The 18,996-nt window shown below is 37.9% G+C and carries 16 protein-coding genes; 7 read left to right on the top strand and 9 right to left on the bottom strand.

The window, feature by feature from the left end; all coding sequences use genetic code 11:
- Nucleotides 1-70: 70 nt before the first annotated feature.
- Nucleotides 71-1,138, bottom strand: a complete 1,068-nt coding sequence (locus F933_RS14125) for an asparaginase (RefSeq protein WP_005062338.1) — start codon at nt 1,136-1,138, stop codon at nt 71-73.
- Between the two features lie 569 nt (nt 1,139-1,707).
- Here F933_RS14125 and F933_RS14120 point away from each other — a divergent pair.
- Nucleotides 1,708-2,604, top strand: coding sequence for an SEL1-like repeat protein (locus F933_RS14120; RefSeq protein ID WP_005062335.1), 897 nt, complete (start codon nt 1,708-1,710; stop codon nt 2,602-2,604).
- A 63-nt stretch (nt 2,605-2,667) separates the two neighbouring features.
- Here the strand turns inward: F933_RS14120 and F933_RS14115 are convergent, their stop codons facing one another.
- The gene (locus tag F933_RS14115; RefSeq protein WP_005054590.1) at nt 2,668-4,098 is read right to left on the bottom strand and encodes a pyridoxal phosphate-dependent aminotransferase; all 1,431 of its coding nucleotides are present in this window, start codon (nt 4,096-4,098) and stop codon (nt 2,668-2,670) included.
- Nucleotides 4,099-4,339: 241 nt separating this feature from the next.
- Between F933_RS14115 and msrB the strand changes: the two genes are divergently transcribed.
- The 4 genes from msrB to F933_RS14095 all read left to right on the top strand — a co-directional run bounded on the left by msrB (nt 4,340) and on the right by F933_RS14095 (nt 6,823).
- The gene (gene msrB, locus F933_RS14110) at nt 4,340-4,759 is read left to right on the top strand and encodes a peptide-methionine (R)-S-oxide reductase MsrB (protein ID WP_005054588.1); all 420 of its coding nucleotides are present in this window, start codon (nt 4,340-4,342) and stop codon (nt 4,757-4,759) included.
- A complete protein-coding gene (locus tag F933_RS14105) occupies nt 4,756-5,241 on the top strand; it encodes a glutathione peroxidase (protein WP_005054587.1) in 486 nt (161 codons plus the stop codon). The genes msrB and F933_RS14105 overlap by 4 nt, the downstream gene beginning before the upstream one ends.
- Before the next feature lie 40 nt (nt 5,242-5,281).
- Nucleotides 5,282-6,127: an AraC family transcriptional regulator gene (locus F933_RS14100; RefSeq protein ID WP_005062331.1), complete on the top strand. Its 846-nt coding sequence runs from the start codon at nt 5,282-5,284 to the stop codon at nt 6,125-6,127.
- Nucleotides 6,128-6,199: 72 nt separating this feature from the next.
- Nucleotides 6,200-6,823: a LysE family translocator gene (locus tag F933_RS14095; protein ID WP_005062328.1), complete on the top strand. Its 624-nt coding sequence runs from the start codon at nt 6,200-6,202 to the stop codon at nt 6,821-6,823.
- A 52-nt stretch (nt 6,824-6,875) separates the two neighbouring features.
- Here F933_RS14095 and F933_RS14090 read toward each other — a convergent pair whose 3' ends face one another.
- The 3 genes from F933_RS14090 to F933_RS14080 form a co-directional block, all read right to left on the bottom strand.
- Nucleotides 6,876-10,016: an efflux RND transporter permease subunit gene (locus F933_RS14090; RefSeq protein ID WP_005062326.1), complete on the bottom strand. Its 3,141-nt coding sequence runs from the start codon at nt 10,014-10,016 to the stop codon at nt 6,876-6,878.
- A 1-nt stretch (nt 10,017) separates the two neighbouring features.
- Nucleotides 10,018-11,208, bottom strand: a complete 1,191-nt coding sequence (locus tag F933_RS14085) for an efflux RND transporter periplasmic adaptor subunit (protein ID WP_005062323.1) — start codon at nt 11,206-11,208, stop codon at nt 10,018-10,020.
- Nucleotides 11,209-11,357: 149 nt separating this feature from the next.
- On the bottom strand, nt 11,358-11,810 hold the full coding sequence (locus tag F933_RS14080; RefSeq protein WP_005054584.1) for an Lrp/AsnC family transcriptional regulator: 453 nt from the start codon (nt 11,808-11,810) through the stop codon (nt 11,358-11,360).
- Between the two features lie 150 nt (nt 11,811-11,960).
- Between F933_RS14080 and F933_RS14075 the strand changes: the two genes are divergently transcribed.
- Entirely contained in the window at nt 11,961-12,578 is a 618-nt protein-coding gene (locus tag F933_RS14075; RefSeq protein WP_005062322.1) for a LysE family translocator, read from the top strand.
- A gap of 50 nt (nt 12,579-12,628) precedes the next feature.
- Here the strand turns inward: F933_RS14075 and dapC are convergent, their stop codons facing one another.
- From dapC to F933_RS14055, 4 genes are all read right to left on the bottom strand, one after another.
- Entirely contained in the window at nt 12,629-13,798 is a 1,170-nt protein-coding gene (gene dapC, locus F933_RS14070) for a succinyldiaminopimelate transaminase (protein ID WP_005062320.1), read from the bottom strand.
- Between the two features lie 75 nt (nt 13,799-13,873).
- Nucleotides 13,874-16,540 carry a [protein-PII] uridylyltransferase gene (glnD, locus tag F933_RS14065; protein WP_005062318.1) on the bottom strand — a complete coding sequence of 889 codons (2,667 nt, stop codon included), beginning with the start codon at nt 16,538-16,540 and terminating at the stop codon, nt 13,874-13,876.
- 24 nt (nt 16,541-16,564) lie between these two features.
- Nucleotides 16,565-17,782, bottom strand: a complete 1,218-nt coding sequence (gene purT, locus F933_RS14060) for a formate-dependent phosphoribosylglycinamide formyltransferase (RefSeq protein ID WP_171065969.1) — start codon at nt 17,780-17,782, stop codon at nt 16,565-16,567.
- Between the two features lie 120 nt (nt 17,783-17,902).
- Nucleotides 17,903-18,292 carry a tautomerase family protein gene (locus F933_RS14055; RefSeq protein ID WP_005062313.1) on the bottom strand — a complete coding sequence of 130 codons (390 nt, stop codon included), beginning with the start codon at nt 18,290-18,292 and terminating at the stop codon, nt 17,903-17,905.
- Between the two features lie 196 nt (nt 18,293-18,488).
- On the opposite strand from F933_RS14055, the gene F933_RS14050 reads away from it, so the two are divergent.
- Complete coding sequence (locus tag F933_RS14050; protein WP_034711114.1) at nt 18,489-18,950, top strand: hypothetical protein; 462 nt, start codon at nt 18,489-18,491, stop codon at nt 18,948-18,950.
- Nucleotides 18,951-18,996 lie beyond the last annotated feature (46 nt).

Raw genomic sequence — 18,996 nt, 5'->3', positions numbered from 1 at the left:
GAGTAGAAACAAAAAACCGATGTATAAGTGATCAGACTATATACATCGATTATAAAATGGCGCGCTAAAATCAATATTGCCAGAACATTCTTTGAATTTCTTTTGCATCATTGGTTTTGGTCAGCGCAAGTGCTGCTAAGATACGTGCTTTCTGGGGATTAAGGTCATGCGCAGCGATCCAACCATATTTGTCATCTGGCTGTTCAGCATTCCGTAAGACGAAACCTTGTGCCACGCGCGATGAGCGAATGATGTGTATTCCTTGTTCATCATGTAGTTGTTTTAATGTAGGTACAATATAATTAGGCACAGAACCATTACCTGTACCTGCATGGATAATGGCTTTAGTACCCGCTTTTGCATAAGCAAGATAAGCTTCAGGTGTCATTGAGCTAGAACCATATACGATTTGTACCAGTGGTAATTGATCTCCTTTAATATTTTCAATATTAAATTCTGAGCTATTGGTCTGACGTTTAACACTATTTCTAAACCAATATGGTTTGCCTTCAACAATAGTACCTAAAGCACCCCATTGGCTTACAAAAGCATTGGTGTGGATATTAATGCCCTTGGTTGTATCGCGTGCAGCAAAAATTGAATCGTTCATTACAATAAAGACGCCTTTATTCTTTGCTTCGTCAGATGAAGCAACAGCGACTGCACTATACAAATTGAGAGGACCATCTGCGGATAGAGCAGTTGATGGGCGCATAGAGCCAACTAAAACGATCGGTTTATCTGTATGTATAACAAGATTCAAAAAGAAAGCCGTTTCTTCAAGCGTATCTGATCCATGCGTAATCACGACACCATTTACAGATGGTTTCTTGACTAAATCATTCACCTGTCTAGCGAGTGATAAAAGTTCTCTATCGGTAATATTTTCCGATGCAATCTGTAAAGCTTGTATGCCACTGACATTTGCCAAATCTTTAAGTTGAGGCACTGCATTAATTAAACCATCGACAGGAACTTTTGCTGCCGTATAAGTAGCACTGTTGGCTGAGCTCGCGCCCGCGCCCGCAATTGTTCCACCAGTGGCAACAACGACTACATTATTTTTTGCATATAATGAAACAGAAGCAGCAAGCAATGTGAATACTAAACCAACTGTTTTAACCGTTTTATTGATCATCAATAACAATCCTGTATTTTATAATTTCCATCAGAACCATGATGTCTATACAAGACATGACAGCGCGGACATTATTTTTGTTTTTGATCTTTAAATCATTGGCAATATATGCTTTCTTAAATGAGTCGCGTTCTAAAAAAGTGAAGTTATTTTTTGATTGATTTTTAATTCAGTACGTCTGAATGTGATGATTAAAATTAATTATTTTCATTATTTTATTTTTTCCAATAAGACAAAAAATCCTTGTTTTTTAATTTTTTAAATCGCATTAACAATAAGTTTTAGCTTAAATTCAACAGAGACTCTATGGCAAAGTGTCATTGTCACAATATTTTACGCGTTATTTCTTGATGAAAATTACATCATATTTCTTGTGATTTGTTTGATAAATTAAGTCAGAGTAGCAACAATTATCCGTACTGAACATTAATAATTCATTTAGAGTTATCATTTTTTTATAGAATTGAATTTTTATTTTTTGGCTTTCAGTCAATTTAAATTTAGGTTTACATAGAACATTTTGACGCTAGAATATCTTTGATTAAAAAATTATCAAATTGGACTTAATAATGAAATTAAAAAATATCGCATTTTCAATTTTCATGGTTTTTAGCGCATTTAATCTCTCACATGCAGAAGATGTACCTTTTACTCAAGAGCTTGTACAACAAGCCAAAGCGGGTGATGCAGTTGCCCAAAACAATTTGGGTGATGCTTACTATTATGGAAATGAGGTTGAGCAAGATTTTGGTAAAGCATTAGAATGGTTTAAGAAATCAGCTGCTAAAGGTAATGCTGATGCTTTATTTTCCGTAGGTTATATGTATGACTACGGCGAGGGTACTGAAGAAGATAATCCAACAGCTTTGAAATGGTATACGCAGGCGGCACAAAAAGGGCAATTACATGCTCAATATTACTTGGGTTACTTGTATTTATATGGTGATGAAGGTGTATCTGTTAATACTAAGAAAGGTTTGGAGTGGATGACCAAATCTGCTGATGCAGGATTGGATCTTGCCCAAGCGGAGTTGGGGCATTTATATAATGATGGTGGCGATGAAGTTCCTCAAGACTTAAAAAAAGCATTACATTACTATCAGTTAGCAGTAAAGCAAGATGAATCATCTGCAATTAATAATCTTGGTATTTTCTATTTGGAAGGAAAAGCGGGTATAAAACAAGATTACAAAGAAGCTTTGCGTTTATTCACTTTAGCCTCAGAAGCTGAAAATGGTTTGGGTTCTTCAAATATCGCCTATGTATATGAAGAAGCTAAGGGTGTTGAAAAAAATTATAAAAAGGCAGCAGAGTATTATTCACTCGCAGTTGAGCAAGGTGAGAACGAAGCTTTATTAGATTTAGCTCGTTTATATGCGAAAGGTGGTTTTGGTTTAACTAAGAATTTAAAGAAAGCCAAAGAGTATGAAGCTCAATGGGATGAATTACAGTCTGAAGCTAATTAATTAGGAAACTGGTTATGAGTAAAAAAGGAAGCAAATTGCTTCCTTTTTTATTTCGTATTTTATTTAACGCATCTTCGCCAAGAAACGACTTAAACGATTGATTGCTTCACGTAATTCATTTTCAGCAGGTAAGAACACCACACGGAAATGATCAGGTGTAGGCCAATTAAAGCCTGTTCCTTGAACCAGCAAAACTTTTTCAGCTTTAAGTAAATCCAACATTAGTTTTTCATCGTCTTCAACTGGATAGATCTCAGGATCTAGTTTAGGGAAGCAATACATTGCACCTTCAGGCTTCACACAACTTACACCAGGAATCTCATTGAGCATTTCCCATGCAATATTACGCTGTTCGTATAAACGACCGCCAGGACGAATCAAATCATTAATCGATTGGTAGCCACCTAATGCAGTCTGAATGGCATATTGAGCTTGATGATTCGCACACAAACGCATTGAAGCGAGCATATCCAAACCTTCAATGTAATCGGCTGCACGTGATTTATCACCCGTTATTGCCATCCATCCAGCACGATAACCTGCAATACGATATGCTTTTGATAAACCGTTAAAAGATATACAGAGCTGATCACCAGAAAGGGCAGCAACAGCCACATGTTCAATACCGTCATAAACGATTTTGTCGTAGATTTCATCTGCAAATAAAATTAAATCGTATTTTTTAGCCAAAGCGACAATTTGTTCTAATACATGACGAGGATAAACTGAACCTGTTGGATTGTTCGGATTGATCACGACAATACCGCGTGTATTGGAAGTGATTTTGCTTTCCATATCTGCAATATCAGGATACCAATAGTTTTCTTCATCACATTTATAGTGAACAGCTTTACCACCAGATAGATTGACTGCTGCTGTCCATAACGGATAATCAGGCATTGGAACCAGCATTTCATCACCATCATCGAGTAAGCCTTGCATTGCCATGACGATTAGCTCAGAAACACCATTTCCGACATACACATCATTGACGTGCATATCAAAAACACCTTTTTGCTGATAGTACTGGCAAATGGCTTTACGTGCAGGGAAGATTCCTTTTGAATCAGTGTAGCCAATTGCATTCGGAAGATTTAATGCAACATCGTTGATGATTTCTTGTGGTGCTTCAAAACCAAAAGGTGCAGGGTTGCCAATATTGAGCTTAATGATCTTGTGTCCTTGCTCCTCCATTTCATTGGCGGCGCGTAATACTGGTCCACGAATGTCATAACAAACATGCTCAAGTTTAGATGACTTTTTAATTTCTCGACTTGATTGAGTTGACTGGGGTGTAACAGTATTTTTAGACATAGCAGGATTCACTTTTGCATATCGGTATAAATAACTTTTGAATGTTTCGACACTAACCAAATTTAGATCATGTTGATCTTTCAGCAATTCAACAATTTTTTCATGGGTGAAACCCGATTGTTGATATTCTCTGATGGTTGGTAATAGATTTTTAAAAACCACACTTTTTTTCTGTGACATTTTTTTTCCTACACAACCTTGCTGTACAAGAATAACACTATGATTGCTTACTTGAAAGATAATTTATTTAAAAATGCTTACCTTAGTTAATTTATTTTGCTTACTATTTGCTATTTTAAGTTAAGTGCTTAAATTACGATAAATTATACAGTGAAAGACTAGAGTTTTTTTTTTGAATGGCGTAAATATAAAAACATGATCATCAAGAAATTGTTTTCAACAAAATAAAAAGGTGCAGGCTATGGGAAAAGTGAATAAAACAGATCGTGAGTGGCAAAGAGAGCTTTCTCCAGAAGAATACCGAATCACACGTAAGAAAGGCACTGAACCCGCATTTACTGGACAATACTGGAATAATAAACAACACGGAACGTATATTTGTCGTTGTTGCGGAGCTGAGCTATTTTCATCAGAAACAAAGTATGACAGTGGATGTGGTTGGCCAAGTTTTTATAGACCGATTGATAGTGTTGCAATAGAAGAACATGAAGATTTATCTCATGGTATGGTCAGAACCGAAATAGTCTGCCATGATTGCGATGCACATTTGGGGCATGTGTTTGAGGATGGCCCACAGCCGACAGGATTACGTTATTGTGTGAATTCGGCATCATTACAACTTAAAACAGAAGAAAAGAATGACGAGGAAACTTATCCATGAGTAACATTTATCAGTTCGAAGCTGAATTGTTAGAGGGAGAAATAAAGGCGCTCGCTGATTATAAAGGCAAGGTCATGCTAATTGTAAATACTGCAAGTAAATGTGGTTTCACACCGCAATTTGCAGGCTTAGAAAAGTTATATGAAAAATATCAATCGCAAGGCTTAGAAATATTGGGTTTTCCATGCAATCAATTTGGTGGACAAGACCCTGGGACAAATAAGGAGATAGGAAGTTTTTGTCAACGTAACTACGGCGTTAACTTTCCTATGTTTGCTAAGGTTGATGTTAAAGGACCTGAAGCACATGTGATTTTTCGTTACTTAACCCGCGAAGCAAAAGGAATTTTAGGTAGCCGCAATATCAAATGGAACTTTACAAAGTTTTTAGTTGGTCGTAATGGTGAAGTTTTGGGGCGTTATGCGCCGACCACAAAGCCAGAAGCTTTAGAAGCTGATATTGAAAAAGCTTTAGCTAAATAGTTTTTAGAAATTGTGGTCACTCTTTAATTTTGAGGCTGAGATGTTATTAGACTCAACAGTTGAGTTCTGGAATGATCCACTCATGCCTTATGTAGAAATACGTAGGGCATGCCAAAGTCGAATTTGTTATAAATCACATAGCCATCCTACGTTTTCAATTGGTGCGGTGGATGTGGGGCAGAGTCATTTTTCAAGCTATTTTGCTCAAGAGCAAATGCTTGAGTCTGGTAGTGTTGTTGTCATTCCAGCAAATGTTGAGCATTCGTGTAATCCTTTACCTCAACATGCTTGGAGCTATCAAATGATGCACCTTGATGTCGAATGGTTAAAAACGTTGATGAATGAGTTAAGGCTTGATCAAATGCTAAACTCAGATTCAATTGCAGCAAAAATACCAAAGTTAAAACCAAATATATTAAAAAATTCAAAATCTTATTCTGCTTTTACTCATTTAAATAATAGTTTGTTTGATTCAGAAATTTCAATTTTTCAGAAAGAACAGAATTTGGTTGCCACGCTCACAGAAATTTTATTACCAGATTTTGATTTGCAAGAAATCGTACCGTCAAATTACTATCAGCAATATTTACCGCAACTGATCAAATGTTTATCTACAGGCTCAGAAAATTTATCTCTACAGCAATTGGCCGAAAAAATGGAGATTAGTCGATATGCTTTAATTCGGTTATTTAAACATTATTTTGGATTTACGCCACATGCGTATCAACTTAATACTAAAATCAATATCGCTCGTCAACGATTACAACAGCGTTGTGATATTGCGCAGTTAGCTTATGAGTTGAACTTTACAGATCAGAGTCATTTTCAAAGAGTGTTTAAGCAACATACAGGGATTACACCGAAACAATATTCTAAAAAAACTTAGCGCGCGCAATTTTATACAAGAATAAAGCTGATGGCTTTTTTAAGCTTGCTCCATTGACGTGGAGAAAGATGTATGGAGTTTTTTATAACAATTGCAATCACTCATTTTATTGGATTACTCTCACCAGGTGCAGATTTCTTTTTAATCTTAAAAACAGTAATTGAAAAAGGTAAAACATCAGCAAAATATACGTGTTCAGGTATTGCTGTTGGAAATGCAATTATCTTGATGTTGATCTATCTCAGTTTATATCTGCTAGGGCAAGTGGATACTGATCTGATTATTTTTTTGAAATGGTTGGGGGTAATATATTTTGCTTATTTGGCTTTTCAATGTTTACGCTCTGCTGTTTCGGCTCAAACAGTACAAGATATATCTGATGATAAGATTAAAAAAATGCGGAAGTCGAGTGACTTGAGGTATTTCGGGTTGGGTTTGCTTTCCAGTTTGCTTAACGTTAAAAATCTGATGTTTTATACCGTTTTAGTTATCCTGATTTACCCTAAATATAATTTTATTCAAAATATCTTGTTGTGCATTTGGATGGTTGCTTTAGTGCTGATCTGGAATGTAGCAATTGTTAGCTTTCTAAGCTCAAATGTTTACTTATCTTGGTTAAAACGCCATTTTCATCATGTTTATTTTTTAGCTGGAATCAGTTTTATATTTTTTATGATCGTACTGATTATGTCTTAGAAATAAAAAAGACGATCATATGATCGTCTTTTTTTAATTTGAGCGATGAAAATTAATTACTAGATTGAGGCTCAGTTTTTCTAAAGCGTATCTTACGATTTATATCATCAATAAAGGTATATACCACTGGAATAACCAATAATGATAAGAACGTACTGGTAATCAGTCCACCAATCACAGAAATTGCCATCGGCGCACGAAAACTTGGGTCTGTTCCAATACCGAGAGCGATTGGCAGCATACCTGCGCCCATTGCCAATGTAGTCATGATAATGGGACGCGCGCGTTTATGGCATGCATCTAATAATGCATTGAAACGAGAGTAATGCTTTTCGTTTCGGGCAATGATCGCATAGTCAACCAGTAGAATTGAGTTTTTACTGGCAATACCCATCAGCATGATTAGGCCAATTAAACTCGGCATCGAGAAGCTACTTTTAGCTAAAAGTAATAAAACGAATGCGCCACCAAGCGACAAGGGTAAAGCAACCAAAATAGTAATCGGTTGCAAAAAGTCTTTGAATAAAAGAACGAGTACAACGTAAATACAAAGCACACCCGTGAGCATAGCTAAGCCAAAACTTGAGAACAGTTCCTGCATGACTTCTGCATCACCAATATTGGTGCGTTTTACTGTTGGTGGTAAGTTTTTCATGGTAGGTAATTGATCGACTTTGGCTGCCACGTCACCTAAAGGCTGATTATTTAATTCAATATTAAAATTAATATTACGTAAGCGATTGAAGCGATCGATTTGCGATGGACCACTTTCAATATTCACTTCAGCAATCGTGCCTAACATCACGGGGCCACGGCTACCTTTAATCATTAATCTTTTCATTAAATCTTGATCTTGACGCGCTGCAAGCGGAAGTTTAATCACCACAGGTACTTGTCGTTGCGATAAGTTCAATTTGGCAAGGTTTTGATCAAAATCACCCGCAGTTGCGATACGTAAAGTCTCTGCAATATCGTAAGTTGTGACACCAAGATCAGCGGCCTTTGCAAAATCAGGACGAATCACCAATTCAGGACGAATTAATGCCGCACTTGAGGTAATGCTTCCAATGTTAGGAATAGTACGTAGCTCGCGTTCAAGTTTTCGTGCCGTGTCCATAAGGGCTTCGGGATCATCACCAGAGAGTGCTAATTGATACTGGCTATTATTTCCAGCTAATCCAACTTGAATACGTGCACCAGGAAGAGGTGCTAATTTTTGACGAATTTCTTCTTCAATCGTTTGCAAGCTTGCACTACGATCTGAACGTTCAGAGGTTTGGATGGTTAAAGTTGCTTTGCGTGGTTCACTAGATGCCCCACCAGAAAATGGGTCTGTACCCGCAGCACCACCACCGATCGTTGTATAGATACTCTTAATTTCAGGATGATCCTTAATTAAGCTACGTGCGTATTCGGCAGTTTTTAACGTATCAGAAAATTGTGAGCCAGGCGTAAGCTCTAATCGAACTTGAGTTTGCCCTGTATCTGGTGGAGGGACAAAACCAGTGGGTAGTAATGGAATCAGCATTACTGAACCGATAAAAAATGCAATTGCGCCGAATAATGTAATCCAACGATGATTGAGACACCATGTCACCAAACGCATGTAACTGCGCATCACTTTGCCATCGCTCGAACGATCTTTGGCTAAGGAAGAAGTCCCTTGATCATGAATAGCTTGATTTTGAGAGGTTTCATTTTGTGCCTCAACTTTACCCACCCAAGGTTTAAGTATGTAGGCTGACATCATTGGAGTAAGCAAACGTGCAACTAAGAGCGATGCAAAGATTGCCAGTGCAGCTGTCCAACCAAATTGAACAAAGAACTTACCTGCAATCCCACTCATAAAAGCAGTTGGTAAAAATACAGCAATCAGTGTAAAGGTCGTTGCGATAACTGCTAAACCAATTTCATCTGCTGCTTCCATCGCGGCTTCATAGGGCGATTTCCCCATTCTTAAATGCCGAATAATATTTTCAATCTCAACAATAGCATCATCGACTAGAATACCGACCACAAGTGACATTGCTAAAAGTGTGACTGTATTGAGGGTAAAGCCAAAGTAATACATACCAATTAAAGCTGGTAAAATAGATAATGGCAGAGCAGTAGCTGCGATAATCGTTGCTCGCCAATCACGTAAAAATAACCAAACCACTAAGATTGCTAAAATCGCCCCTTCGTAAAGAAGAGACATTGATCCTTTATAATTATCAACGACAGGTTTTACAAAGTTAAATGCTTCTGTGATTTTTATATCAGGATGGGCTGCTTTAAGCTTATCTAAGGCTTCAACCACACCTTTTTCAACATCAACCTCACTTTCACCTTTACTTCTGGTAATTTCAAAGCCAATCACAGGCTGACCATTGAGTAATGCGGCAGAACGTCTTTCAGCAATACCATCACGAATATTCGCGACTTGGTCTAGGCGAATATGGCGACCATCACTTAGAGCGATTTCCATCGCACCAATTTCATTAGCTGTTTTTACAGTTGCGATTGTACGAATTGATTGTTCACTACCGCCAATTTTAGTTTGACCACCTGAAGCATCTTGTTGAACTAAACGAAGTTGACGGGTAATGTCGGTTGCTGTTGCATTAAGTGCTAATAATTTTTCAGGATCGAGTTCGACTTCGACTTGTCGTGTTACACCACCAACACGTGCCACAGCGCCAACGCCCTTTACTTGTAACATGGCGCGAGCAATATCGTAGTCTACAAACCATGACAATGCTTCTTCATCCATTTTTGGTGATTGAATGGTATAGGTCAGAATAGGAGAGCCTGAAAGGTTTATTTTACTTACAATTGGATCTCGTAAATCAGCGGGTAAGTCTGAGCGAACCTGTGATACCGCATTTCGGACATCATCTACGGCTTCTTGCAAAGGTTTTTCAAGCTGAAACTCGGCTGTAACGGTGACTACACCATCTTGAATATTGGTATATTGATTTCTTAATCCTTGTAATGTCGCAATTGAATTCTCAATTTTACGGGCAACCTCAGTTTCCAATTGGGGAGGTGCAGCACCCGGTAAAGCCGCAGTTACAGTGACCATCGGTAATTCAATATCAGGAAACTGTTGTATTTTCATCCAGTGAAAACAGAGTAATCCTGCTAATCCGAGCATAATAAATAATAAAATACCGGGAATAGGATTACGAATAGACCAAGCGGAGAAATTCATTTTATTTCTCCTGTGAGTTTACGAGTTGCTTGCTAAGAGGTGTTTCTGGAATCGCTTTAGCAACAGTCACAAGGTCGCCATCTGTAAGAAAACCCGTACCTGATGAAACGACGTTTACATTAGGATTCAAATCTAAAATTTCAACACGATCGCCCGAACGTCGTCCAACCTGCACTTTTTGCTGACTCACACGATTTTTATTGTCCACAATAAAGACATATGAAAAACCATCGCGTAATAACAAAGCTGTTTGTGGAATAGTGAGCGCAAGTTTTTGACCTAAATCAAATTCACCTTTGACAAACATTCCCATACGTAACGCTTGTGTTGTCGGAATATCAACATACACAAGCCCATAACGTGTTTGTGGATCAATCACAGGTGCAATCATTCGTACTTTACCAGTCACAGCGGGTTGAGTTGGATCAGGTGAAATGATATGCGCTGTCATGCCTTGTTGAAGTTTATACAAATCAGTCGTGGTAACTTCAGCTCGCCATTCCAAACGCTGATCTCTTATAAGGCGAAATAATTCTTGACCTGTTTGCGCCAAAGAACCTACGGTAGCTATACGAGCTGAAATAACACCGTGGTCAGGTGATACGACTTGTGTTTGAGATAAACGTAATTGATTGCTTTCTATTTGTGCTTTAGCTGCATCAAGGCGTGCTTGTGCGGTTGCTTGAGAAGTCTGATATTGAGTCGCTTCTTGTGCAGAAATCGCACCTGTATTTTTTAGCTGTTGAATACGTTTATTATTAGTGATCGCATCAGTAAGTACAGCTTGTGCTTCTGCATAGCTTGCTTTTGCTGCTGCTAGATCTGCACGAATTGTTTCGCTATTAATTTCTGCTAAAACTTGACCGCGTTTAACTTGATCACCGACATTGACATTTACTTTGGTTAAGCGCTGACCTGATAATTCGCTACCAATAACTACTTCTTGCCATGCTGCGATATTACCATTGGCAGTAAAGGTCTGCTGCCAATTTTGCTGTTGAGGTTGAATGACTGTTACCGTTAAAGCGGCTTTCTGCACGGTCTGATCTGTTTTTCGCTGTTTTTCACCCTGATTGGTTTTTTTATCCGATCCAGATTTCCAAATTAAAAGTGCAACAATAAAAACCATAATTACGATTGCTGAAATTAACCAAACCTTGTTCTTTGAATTTTGGGAAGTTTGAGAATTCATCTTTCCATAGTCACTAAATTTTGATGCCTAAGTATAGACGAAGATTTCAACAGATGGTCAATAGTAAACAGACAGATGAATTCATTCAAAAATACATACATAAACAAGTTGATTAACGTTAGGTTGATACAACAATTAAGTATGTAATTTTATAGGGGAAGTAAACGATTGATTACCACATTTTTCATCACAATCGTTGATGTAAGACGCTGAACGTTGGGTAAAGCAGAGAGGCTATCATCATAAAGCTTCTGAAAACTTGCAAGGTCCTTAGCGACTACATGAAGAAGGTAATCAGGATTTCCAAATAAGCGCTGTGCTTGGATCACATTTGGAATCTCAGTAACTTTCTCTTCGAAACTAGATAGGGCGCTCTTATCACCATCTTTTAAAGTAACGAAAATAATTGCTGAAAAATTTAAGCCAATTTTAGAAGCTTCTAAATCTGCATGATAGCCTTTGATCACACCTGATTCTTCCAACGCTTTTACCCGTCGATGACATGGAGATAAACTTAGCCCTACTTTTTCAGCCAGTTCAGTGATAGATAGTCGCCCATTTGCTTGTAGTTCAGCAATTATTTTCTTATCAATCCGATCCATTTAGAAGAATCTCCCTCATGCTTTTAAATTTATAGAAGTATTTGGAATAACATTTTCAGCATTTAAGCATATTCTTTGCAAATAATCTTCACCATTTGGTTGAAAAACTTGAGTTGAAGAAACCGATTAAATGTTGAGAAGGCTTTGATAATGGAACTGAGTGTGATTTTTGCATTTTGGTGTGTGTCGATCTTATTCGTACTGACGCCTGGTGCAGATTGGGCTTATGCTATTCTTGCAGGGATAAAAGGACAGTTTGTATTTACTGCTGTTGGTGGATTAGTGATAGGGCATTTAATTGCTATTCTGTGTGTTGCGGCAGGTGTTGGTGTACTTGTACAACACTATCCGATTTTATTAACTGTGATGACCATTTTGGGAGCCTGTTATTTATTATGGATGGGCATTAATCTTTTTCTACGCCCTGCAACAATTTCAAATGAGACTGATGTTATGCAATCAGTTGATTCTGCTCGCTCTTGGCTCATTAAAGGGGTGGGGATTAGCGGATTAAATCCTAAAGTGTTGCTGTTGTTTTTTGCTCTATTACCATCTTTCATTCATCCAGACATGACATTTTCACCGACTACTCAGATCATTTTATTGGGGATGATTCATTTACTGAGTTGTGCAGTGGTATATGTGTTGGTTGGAATTGCTGCTAAAAAATTGTTAGCGACTCGACCAAGCGCAGTGAAAGTTGTGAGTCGAATTTCTGCTACTTTGATGATGGGAATAGGATTTATTCTATTGATAGGTCAAATGTAGATGCTAATCTTGGAATCTATACAAAATATAGACTCCAAGATGAGATAACATTAAAGAATCGATTTAAGTCGTTTAACGACTTCCTCACATTGCGCTAAGTCAGCAACCAATGCCATTCTGACATGACCTTCGCCCGGATTACCTTGCGCGGTATCACGGGACAAATAACGACCAGGTAAGACTTTGATATTGGCTTTTTCCATCAACATTTTGGCAAAGGTCTCATCATTATCTACTTTTAGCCAATAATAGAAACCTGCATCTGGTTTTTGTAATGGCAATAAATGACCGAGTTCTGATTGAAACAAGTCAAATTTAGCACGGTATTGCTGACGGTTTTCTTCAACATGTGCTTCATCATTCCATGCTGCAATTGAAGCCAATTGATTTTGAACAGGCATTGCAGCGCCGTGGTAAGTACGGTATTGCAGATATGGTTTTAGTAAAGCCGCATCGCCTGCAACAAAACCAGAACGTAAACCCGGTAAGTTTGAGCGTTTAGAGAGTGAATGAAATACGATGCAATTTTTATAATCATCACGTCCTATTTCAGCACAGACTTCTAAAAGACCAATTGGTGCTTGGTCAAACCAAAGTTCTGAATAACATTCATCAGATGCAATCACAAAACCATATTGATCGGAGAGGGCAATCAGTTTTTTAAATTGTTCTTTCGATAGCACGGTTCCAGTTGGATTGCCGGGTGTGCAAACGAATAATAATGCTGTTTTTTCCCATACTTCCGCTGGCACAGCATCGAAATCACCTAAGTAACCATTTTCGGCGGTACAGTTAATGAAATAGGGTTTTGCACCTGCAAGTAGAGTTGCACCTTCATAAATCTGATAAAACGGATTTGGCATAACCACATATGGTGCTTCTTCACGTTTAATCAAAGCTTGTACAAAAGAGAAGATGCCTTCACGTGTACCAGAAACAGGCAGAATATGATCTTCCGCACTAATTTGATTCAGCTTGAAGCGACTGGTGAGCCATTGTGCAATACTTTGGCGCAGCTCAAGTAAGCCTTTACTATTTGGATAGGTAGAAAGGTGAGCGAAATTATCAAAAAGTGCTTGTTTTACAAACTCTGGTGCAGGGTGTTTAGGTTCACCTATTGATAAGGGAATTAACGGTAAATTGGCTGGTTGCACATCTTTAAAAAGTTGATTTAACTTTTCAAAAGGATAGGGATGCAATAAAGACAAGCTAGAGTTCATTTAAACAAGTACCGAAATAAGATTAACAAGTTCCCTGAGATATAAACATAATCATATATTAGGGAACTCAAAAGGTTAGGATGGATTACAAATTTGGTTTGAGGCTTCATCTAAGGCAGATTTTAGCGTTTCAGCGAAAATTTTCACTTCTTCATCTGTCAATAAAATGCCATTTTTCTTGGTAACAAAGAAAATATCTTCTGCGCGCTCACCGAGCGTTGCAATTCTTGCAGAATGAATGTCTAGACCTTGTAGCATAAATAAACCACCGATTCGAGCCAGTAGCCCAGGTTGGTCGAGGGTTGAAATCTCAACCATATGCTGTTGTAAGGTCGGATTCAGTACGATATCAACGGTATTTTGCACATCAAAGTGGCGCAAATGACGTGGAATACGACGCTGCATAATACCTGGATATTGATCTGAATGGCTGAGTGCATCGACTAACGCTGCTTTTACTTTGCGCTCTCGATCTGGGTCGGTAAGTAAAGTTCCAAAACGATCAAGAACTAAATAAGTATCTAAGCTAAAAGCAGTAGATGCGGTAATAATTCTTGCATCTTGCACATCAAGATTCATGCGGTCTAACACAGCAACTGTAGTTGCAAACAAGTTCGGTTGATCGCGTGTATAAATAAAGATCTGAACAGCATCTTCGGCTGCATTTCGGTGCGCACGTAGTAAAACCAAGGGCTCAGGATTATCGCCGTGTTTCAAAATTGCTTGAGTATGCCATGCAATTTCATTCGCAGATTCTTTAACAAAATACTCATCGCCTAGTTCTTGCCAAACTTTTTCAACATCAGCTAACGAGAAATCATTGACCAATAACTCACTCGCTGCAAACTTGGTATCTTCGATTAGCATTTGGTAATCCACAGGACGCCCCAATCCTGAACGAATCACATCACGCGAATATGTATAAAGCTGGCGCATAAGTGAAGCGCGCCAAGTATTCCAAAGCTTTGGATTGGTCGCATTAATATCTGCTACTGTTAGCGTATAGAGATAATCTAAGTGCTCCATATCACCGACTTTTTCAGCAAATTCTTTCACCTCATCAGGATCGGAAATATCTTTTTTCTGTGCTGTGAGAGACATGAGTAGATGATTGTTAATTAACCATGCGACTAATTTGCATTCACGTTCGGTAAATCCATGAGTTCGGCAGAATTCAATCGCATCAAGTGCACCAAGCTCACTATGATCACCACCACGACCTTTGGCAATGTCATGGAAAATTGCTGCAAGAAATACGATGTCATGTCGAGTTATTCGCTGAAACACGGAACTCACAACAGGAAATTCTTTTGCAAACTCAGGTTCTTTAAAACGACTTAAATTACGTAGTAGTAATAGGGTATGTGCATCTACAGTATAAATATGGAATAGATCGTACTGCATCAAGCCTGTGATTTGTCCAAAAGCAGGAATGTAATTACCCAATACACCATAACGTTTCATCGAAACCATTGTGTCATACAAGCGATGCGGCGAACGTATAATCGACATGAACAAAGCTTGATGTTCTGGATTATCTCTAAAACGTTGATCAATACGTTTAGCAGCAAGAACAAGTAAGCGTAAAGTACGTGCGCGAATCCCTGTAATTTCGGCGCGATTTGCCAGTAAATAAAATAACTCTAAAATTGCACTTGGTTCTTCCGCGAACACTTTATGGTGTTGTACGGCTAATTTGCCATCTACAATTTTGAAACGTTCATTAATATCGATAATTTCACGTTCATAATCTGTTAAACGAGGGGTAATTACGGATTCATTGAAATAGGCAAGTAGCATTTCATTCAGCGTTGAAACTTGTTGTGCCGTTCTATAGTAGCGCTTCATGAACTGTTCAACGGCAAAATTAACAGGTTGACCTTCTTCACGGACATAACCAAATTTTGCAGCGATATCTCTTTGATATTCGAAGAGTAGGCGATTCTCATCGCGCTTCGCCAGTCGATGTAAATGGGTTCTGATTTCCCATAGAAAGCTTTCTGCTTCTTCAAGAACACCCAGTTCAAATTCAGTAATAAAGCCTAAATGAACCAAATCATAAATACGATTTACGCGGAAATGACGTTTGGCGATCCAGCCAATTTGATTGATATCACGGATACCACCAGGCGCATTTTTGATATCAGGTTCTAAGTTACTTTCAGTATTGTTGTGTTGAAAATAGCGTTTAGCTTGTTCAGCCATTTTCGCATCGTAGAAGGTTTTATCTGTCCACGTTTGTGCAACAATTCTACGAGGCCATTTTGCAAGCTGCTCATTACCGGTAATTAAACGCGCTTCGATGAGCGTCGTTGCAACGGTAAGATCATTACTTGCCTGTTCGACGCAGTTCTGAATGGTACGAACACTAATTCCGGGTTTGAAATTACCAACATCCCATAATGAAGATATAAAGATTGAAATCTGTTTTTCTTGTTCTTCGCTTATTTCATCTTCAGACAAAATCATAATATCTGTATCGGAATACGGTAGCATTTCACGGCGACCATATCCTCCTACAGCAAATAAACCCAATTGTGTTTTATTTAACTCAGCATGATTCCATAAAAAAATCAGTGCTTCATCAATTGAGTTAGATCGTGCTTTAATGACTTCACGAATAGTTTGCCCATTTTCATAACTCTCTTGCAATTGTTTTTCTACATCAGTACGCCATTGATTAATAGCTTGAATATCATGATGGCTGGTAACGTAGTTCAACAATGGAGATGTATTGATCATGAAAATGGGTCTACTCAATTTAGGTTAAGAGTTAGTTTGTACGCTCACTTGGTCAGCAGCTTGTTGTGCCAACTCACGAGCGAGTTCTGTTGTTTCGGCACGAGCAGTTGCAACACCCATACGACGGCGTTTAAATCCTTCTGGTTTACCAAATAAACGTAAATCTGTATTTGGGTTTGCTAAAGCAAGATTTAAGCCAGTAAAGCTTAAATTATTCGCATCAACACCCGCATAAATCACCGCACTGGCAGCCACACTATGGCGTTGTGTATTGACAGGTAAGCCTAAAATTGCACGAGCGTGTAATTCAAATTCACTTTGGAATTGAGACGCTAAAGTGACTAAGCCAGTATCATGTGGGCGAGGTGATACTTCGCTGAACCACACTTTATCGCCTTTAATAAATAACTCTACACCAAAGATACCACAGCCGCCTAATGCAGTTGTTGCTTTATTTGCAATACGTTTTGCTTCTTGTAACGCCGTTGCTGTCATTGGTTGCGGCTGCCAACTTTCAACATAGTCACCTGCATCTTGACGATGTCCAATCGGGTCACAGAAATGTGTTTCGATTTCACCTGTTTCAGGATTTTTTGCACGCACTGTTAATAACGTAATTTCAAAATCAAAATCAATTTGAGATTCAACAATCACAGTACCTTGATTGACACGACCGCCTTGCATCGCGTATTCCCAAGCGGCATCAACTTCACTAAAGCTTTTTACACGTGATTGACCTTTACCCGAAGATGACATCACAGGTTTTACAAAGTTTGGATAACCAATGTCATCACACGCTGCGCGGAAACTTTCTAAAGTATTTGCAAAGCGATATGCAGAAGTAGGTAGACCAAGTTCTTCGGCAGCTAAACGACGAATTCCTTCGCGGTTCATTGTTAAGTTCACTGCTTTTGCAGATGGGATAACTGTAGCTGTTTGAGCTTGTTCGATTTCAACTAAAACTTCTGTCGCAATTGCTTCAATTTCAGGAACGATAAGATTCGGTTTAATTTTTTCAATGAGTTGTTTTAATTCAACAGGATCAGCCATATTTAATGTATATGAATAATGCGCTACTTGCATTGCAGGCGCATGATCATAACGATCAGCAGCATGAACTTCTACTCCTAAGCGCTGTAAAGAAATCACGACTTCTTTACCAAGTTCTCCAGAACCTAACAGTAAAACCTTAAATGCAGAAGATTGAAGTGGAGTTCCTAGAGTGACGCTCATGCGAATAATCCTATCCTGAGTAATTTGCATTTAAGCATAGCAGAACTTTTTAAGGAATTAAGTCAAAATGAGACAAAAAACATGGTTTTTGTTAGACAAAAAACAGCACTATGCAGCAAGACTTTCTGTTTAGACATTCACCTGATAATTTAATTGTAATTCGTCGGCATTTTTTCCACGGATACCCCAATTGCTTTTAGGTGTCTCAAAAATAGTGATTTCAATGTCTTGTAGTGAAATTCCACATTGCTGTTGAATATTAGAAAATATAGTTTGAATTAGGCGTTTTTTTGCTTCATTTGTTCTTCCTTCAAACATTGAAATTTCAATGATTATGTAATTTTCACTTCTATCCTCAGGATAAATAAAATCATCATGAGCCAAACCAATGAAACGCTGAAATTTCTTTTCTACAGGGTAATTTAAACTTTCAACTAAGGCTTGGTGAATGGCATTTGAAAGGAGATTTCTAAATTCCACAATTGTTTTTTCTAATGCATAAATCTTAATTTGTGACATAAATAAGTTATTCCAAAATTAATATTAAAAATATTTGATATTTAATGATATTTTTATTTCACCACTTTAAATGATATTGATATTAGATCAACTCTTTAGAACGTAGATTACTCTATAAGATAAATAAGTAACAACGATTGAGTATTGTTGCTGAATTGACTAGCATAATCCACAAATGTTCCATTGGCGATTTGATATGTTAAATGTAAGAGTTAATCTTTTAGCAGCACTGATGATTTGTCCTTTTTTAGCTGCATGTGGTAACTCAAACAGTGAAAGCGAGAAAAAGGTTGAAATCAAACCAGCTCCAAAATTAACGAATGACGCAACAACATATGCAAATACAGCATGGAAGTTAATTAATGAGATAGATGTGATTGTATACAACAAGCAAATTACTGATATCGAAGAGAATGTGAGAAAGCCTATTCGTCAGTTGAGTACAGATTGGCGTATTAATGTCAAAATGACTGATTCTGTGACGGAAGGGAAATATGCTTTATGTCGGAAAGCGCTCACAAGTCTAGATAGTTGGGCTAGAGATGTAAAAGACAATACAAATAACTCAGGTCAGAAGCAATCAGATTATGAGCGTGATAAAGCTCAATGTAAGGATGCAATTGATAATCCTGCATTAGGCAATACGTCGCCAAAATGAATCTGATTGGTTAAAATTATAAATTGTAATGAAATAAAGAGGATAA

It is taken from the genome of Acinetobacter beijerinckii CIP 110307, assembly GCF_000369005.1.
GTDB lineage: Bacteria > Pseudomonadota > Gammaproteobacteria > Pseudomonadales > Moraxellaceae > Acinetobacter > Acinetobacter beijerinckii.
Note: the sequence above shows the minus strand (reverse complement) of the source record. Positions and strands in the feature narration are given on the sequence as shown.

Excerpts from the sequence above, each read along its gene's own strand:
- F933_RS14125 (WP_005062338.1), bottom strand. The coding sequence starts at position 1,138 with ATGATCAATAAAACGGTTAAAACAGTTGGTTTAGTATTCACATTGCTT.
- F933_RS14120 (WP_005062335.1), top strand. The coding sequence starts at position 1,708 with ATGAAATTAAAAAATATCGCATTTTCAATTTTCATGGTTTTTAGCGCA.
- F933_RS14115 (WP_005054590.1), bottom strand. The coding sequence starts at position 4,098 with ATGTCACAGAAAAAAAGTGTGGTTTTTAAAAATCTATTACCAACCATC.
- msrB (WP_005054588.1), top strand. The coding sequence starts at position 4,340 with ATGGGAAAAGTGAATAAAACAGATCGTGAGTGGCAAAGAGAGCTTTCT.
- F933_RS14105 (WP_005054587.1), top strand. The coding sequence starts at position 4,756 with ATGAGTAACATTTATCAGTTCGAAGCTGAATTGTTAGAGGGAGAAATA.
- F933_RS14100 (WP_005062331.1), top strand. The coding sequence starts at position 5,282 with ATGTTATTAGACTCAACAGTTGAGTTCTGGAATGATCCACTCATGCCT.
- F933_RS14095 (WP_005062328.1), top strand. The coding sequence starts at position 6,200 with ATGGAGTTTTTTATAACAATTGCAATCACTCATTTTATTGGATTACTC.
- F933_RS14090 (WP_005062326.1), bottom strand. The coding sequence starts at position 10,016 with ATGAATTTCTCCGCTTGGTCTATTCGTAATCCTATTCCCGGTATTTTA.
- F933_RS14085 (WP_005062323.1), bottom strand. The coding sequence starts at position 11,208 with ATGAATTCTCAAACTTCCCAAAATTCAAAGAACAAGGTTTGGTTAATT.
- F933_RS14080 (WP_005054584.1), bottom strand. The coding sequence starts at position 11,810 with ATGGATCGGATTGATAAGAAAATAATTGCTGAACTACAAGCAAATGGG.
- F933_RS14075 (WP_005062322.1), top strand. The coding sequence starts at position 11,961 with ATGGAACTGAGTGTGATTTTTGCATTTTGGTGTGTGTCGATCTTATTC.
- dapC (WP_005062320.1), bottom strand. The coding sequence starts at position 13,798 with ATGAACTCTAGCTTGTCTTTATTGCATCCCTATCCTTTTGAAAAGTTA.
- glnD (WP_005062318.1), bottom strand. The coding sequence starts at position 16,540 with ATGATCAATACATCTCCATTGTTGAACTACGTTACCAGCCATCATGAT.
- F933_RS14055 (WP_005062313.1), bottom strand. The coding sequence starts at position 18,292 with ATGTCACAAATTAAGATTTATGCATTAGAAAAAACAATTGTGGAATTT.
- F933_RS14050 (WP_034711114.1), top strand. The coding sequence starts at position 18,489 with ATGTTAAATGTAAGAGTTAATCTTTTAGCAGCACTGATGATTTGTCCT.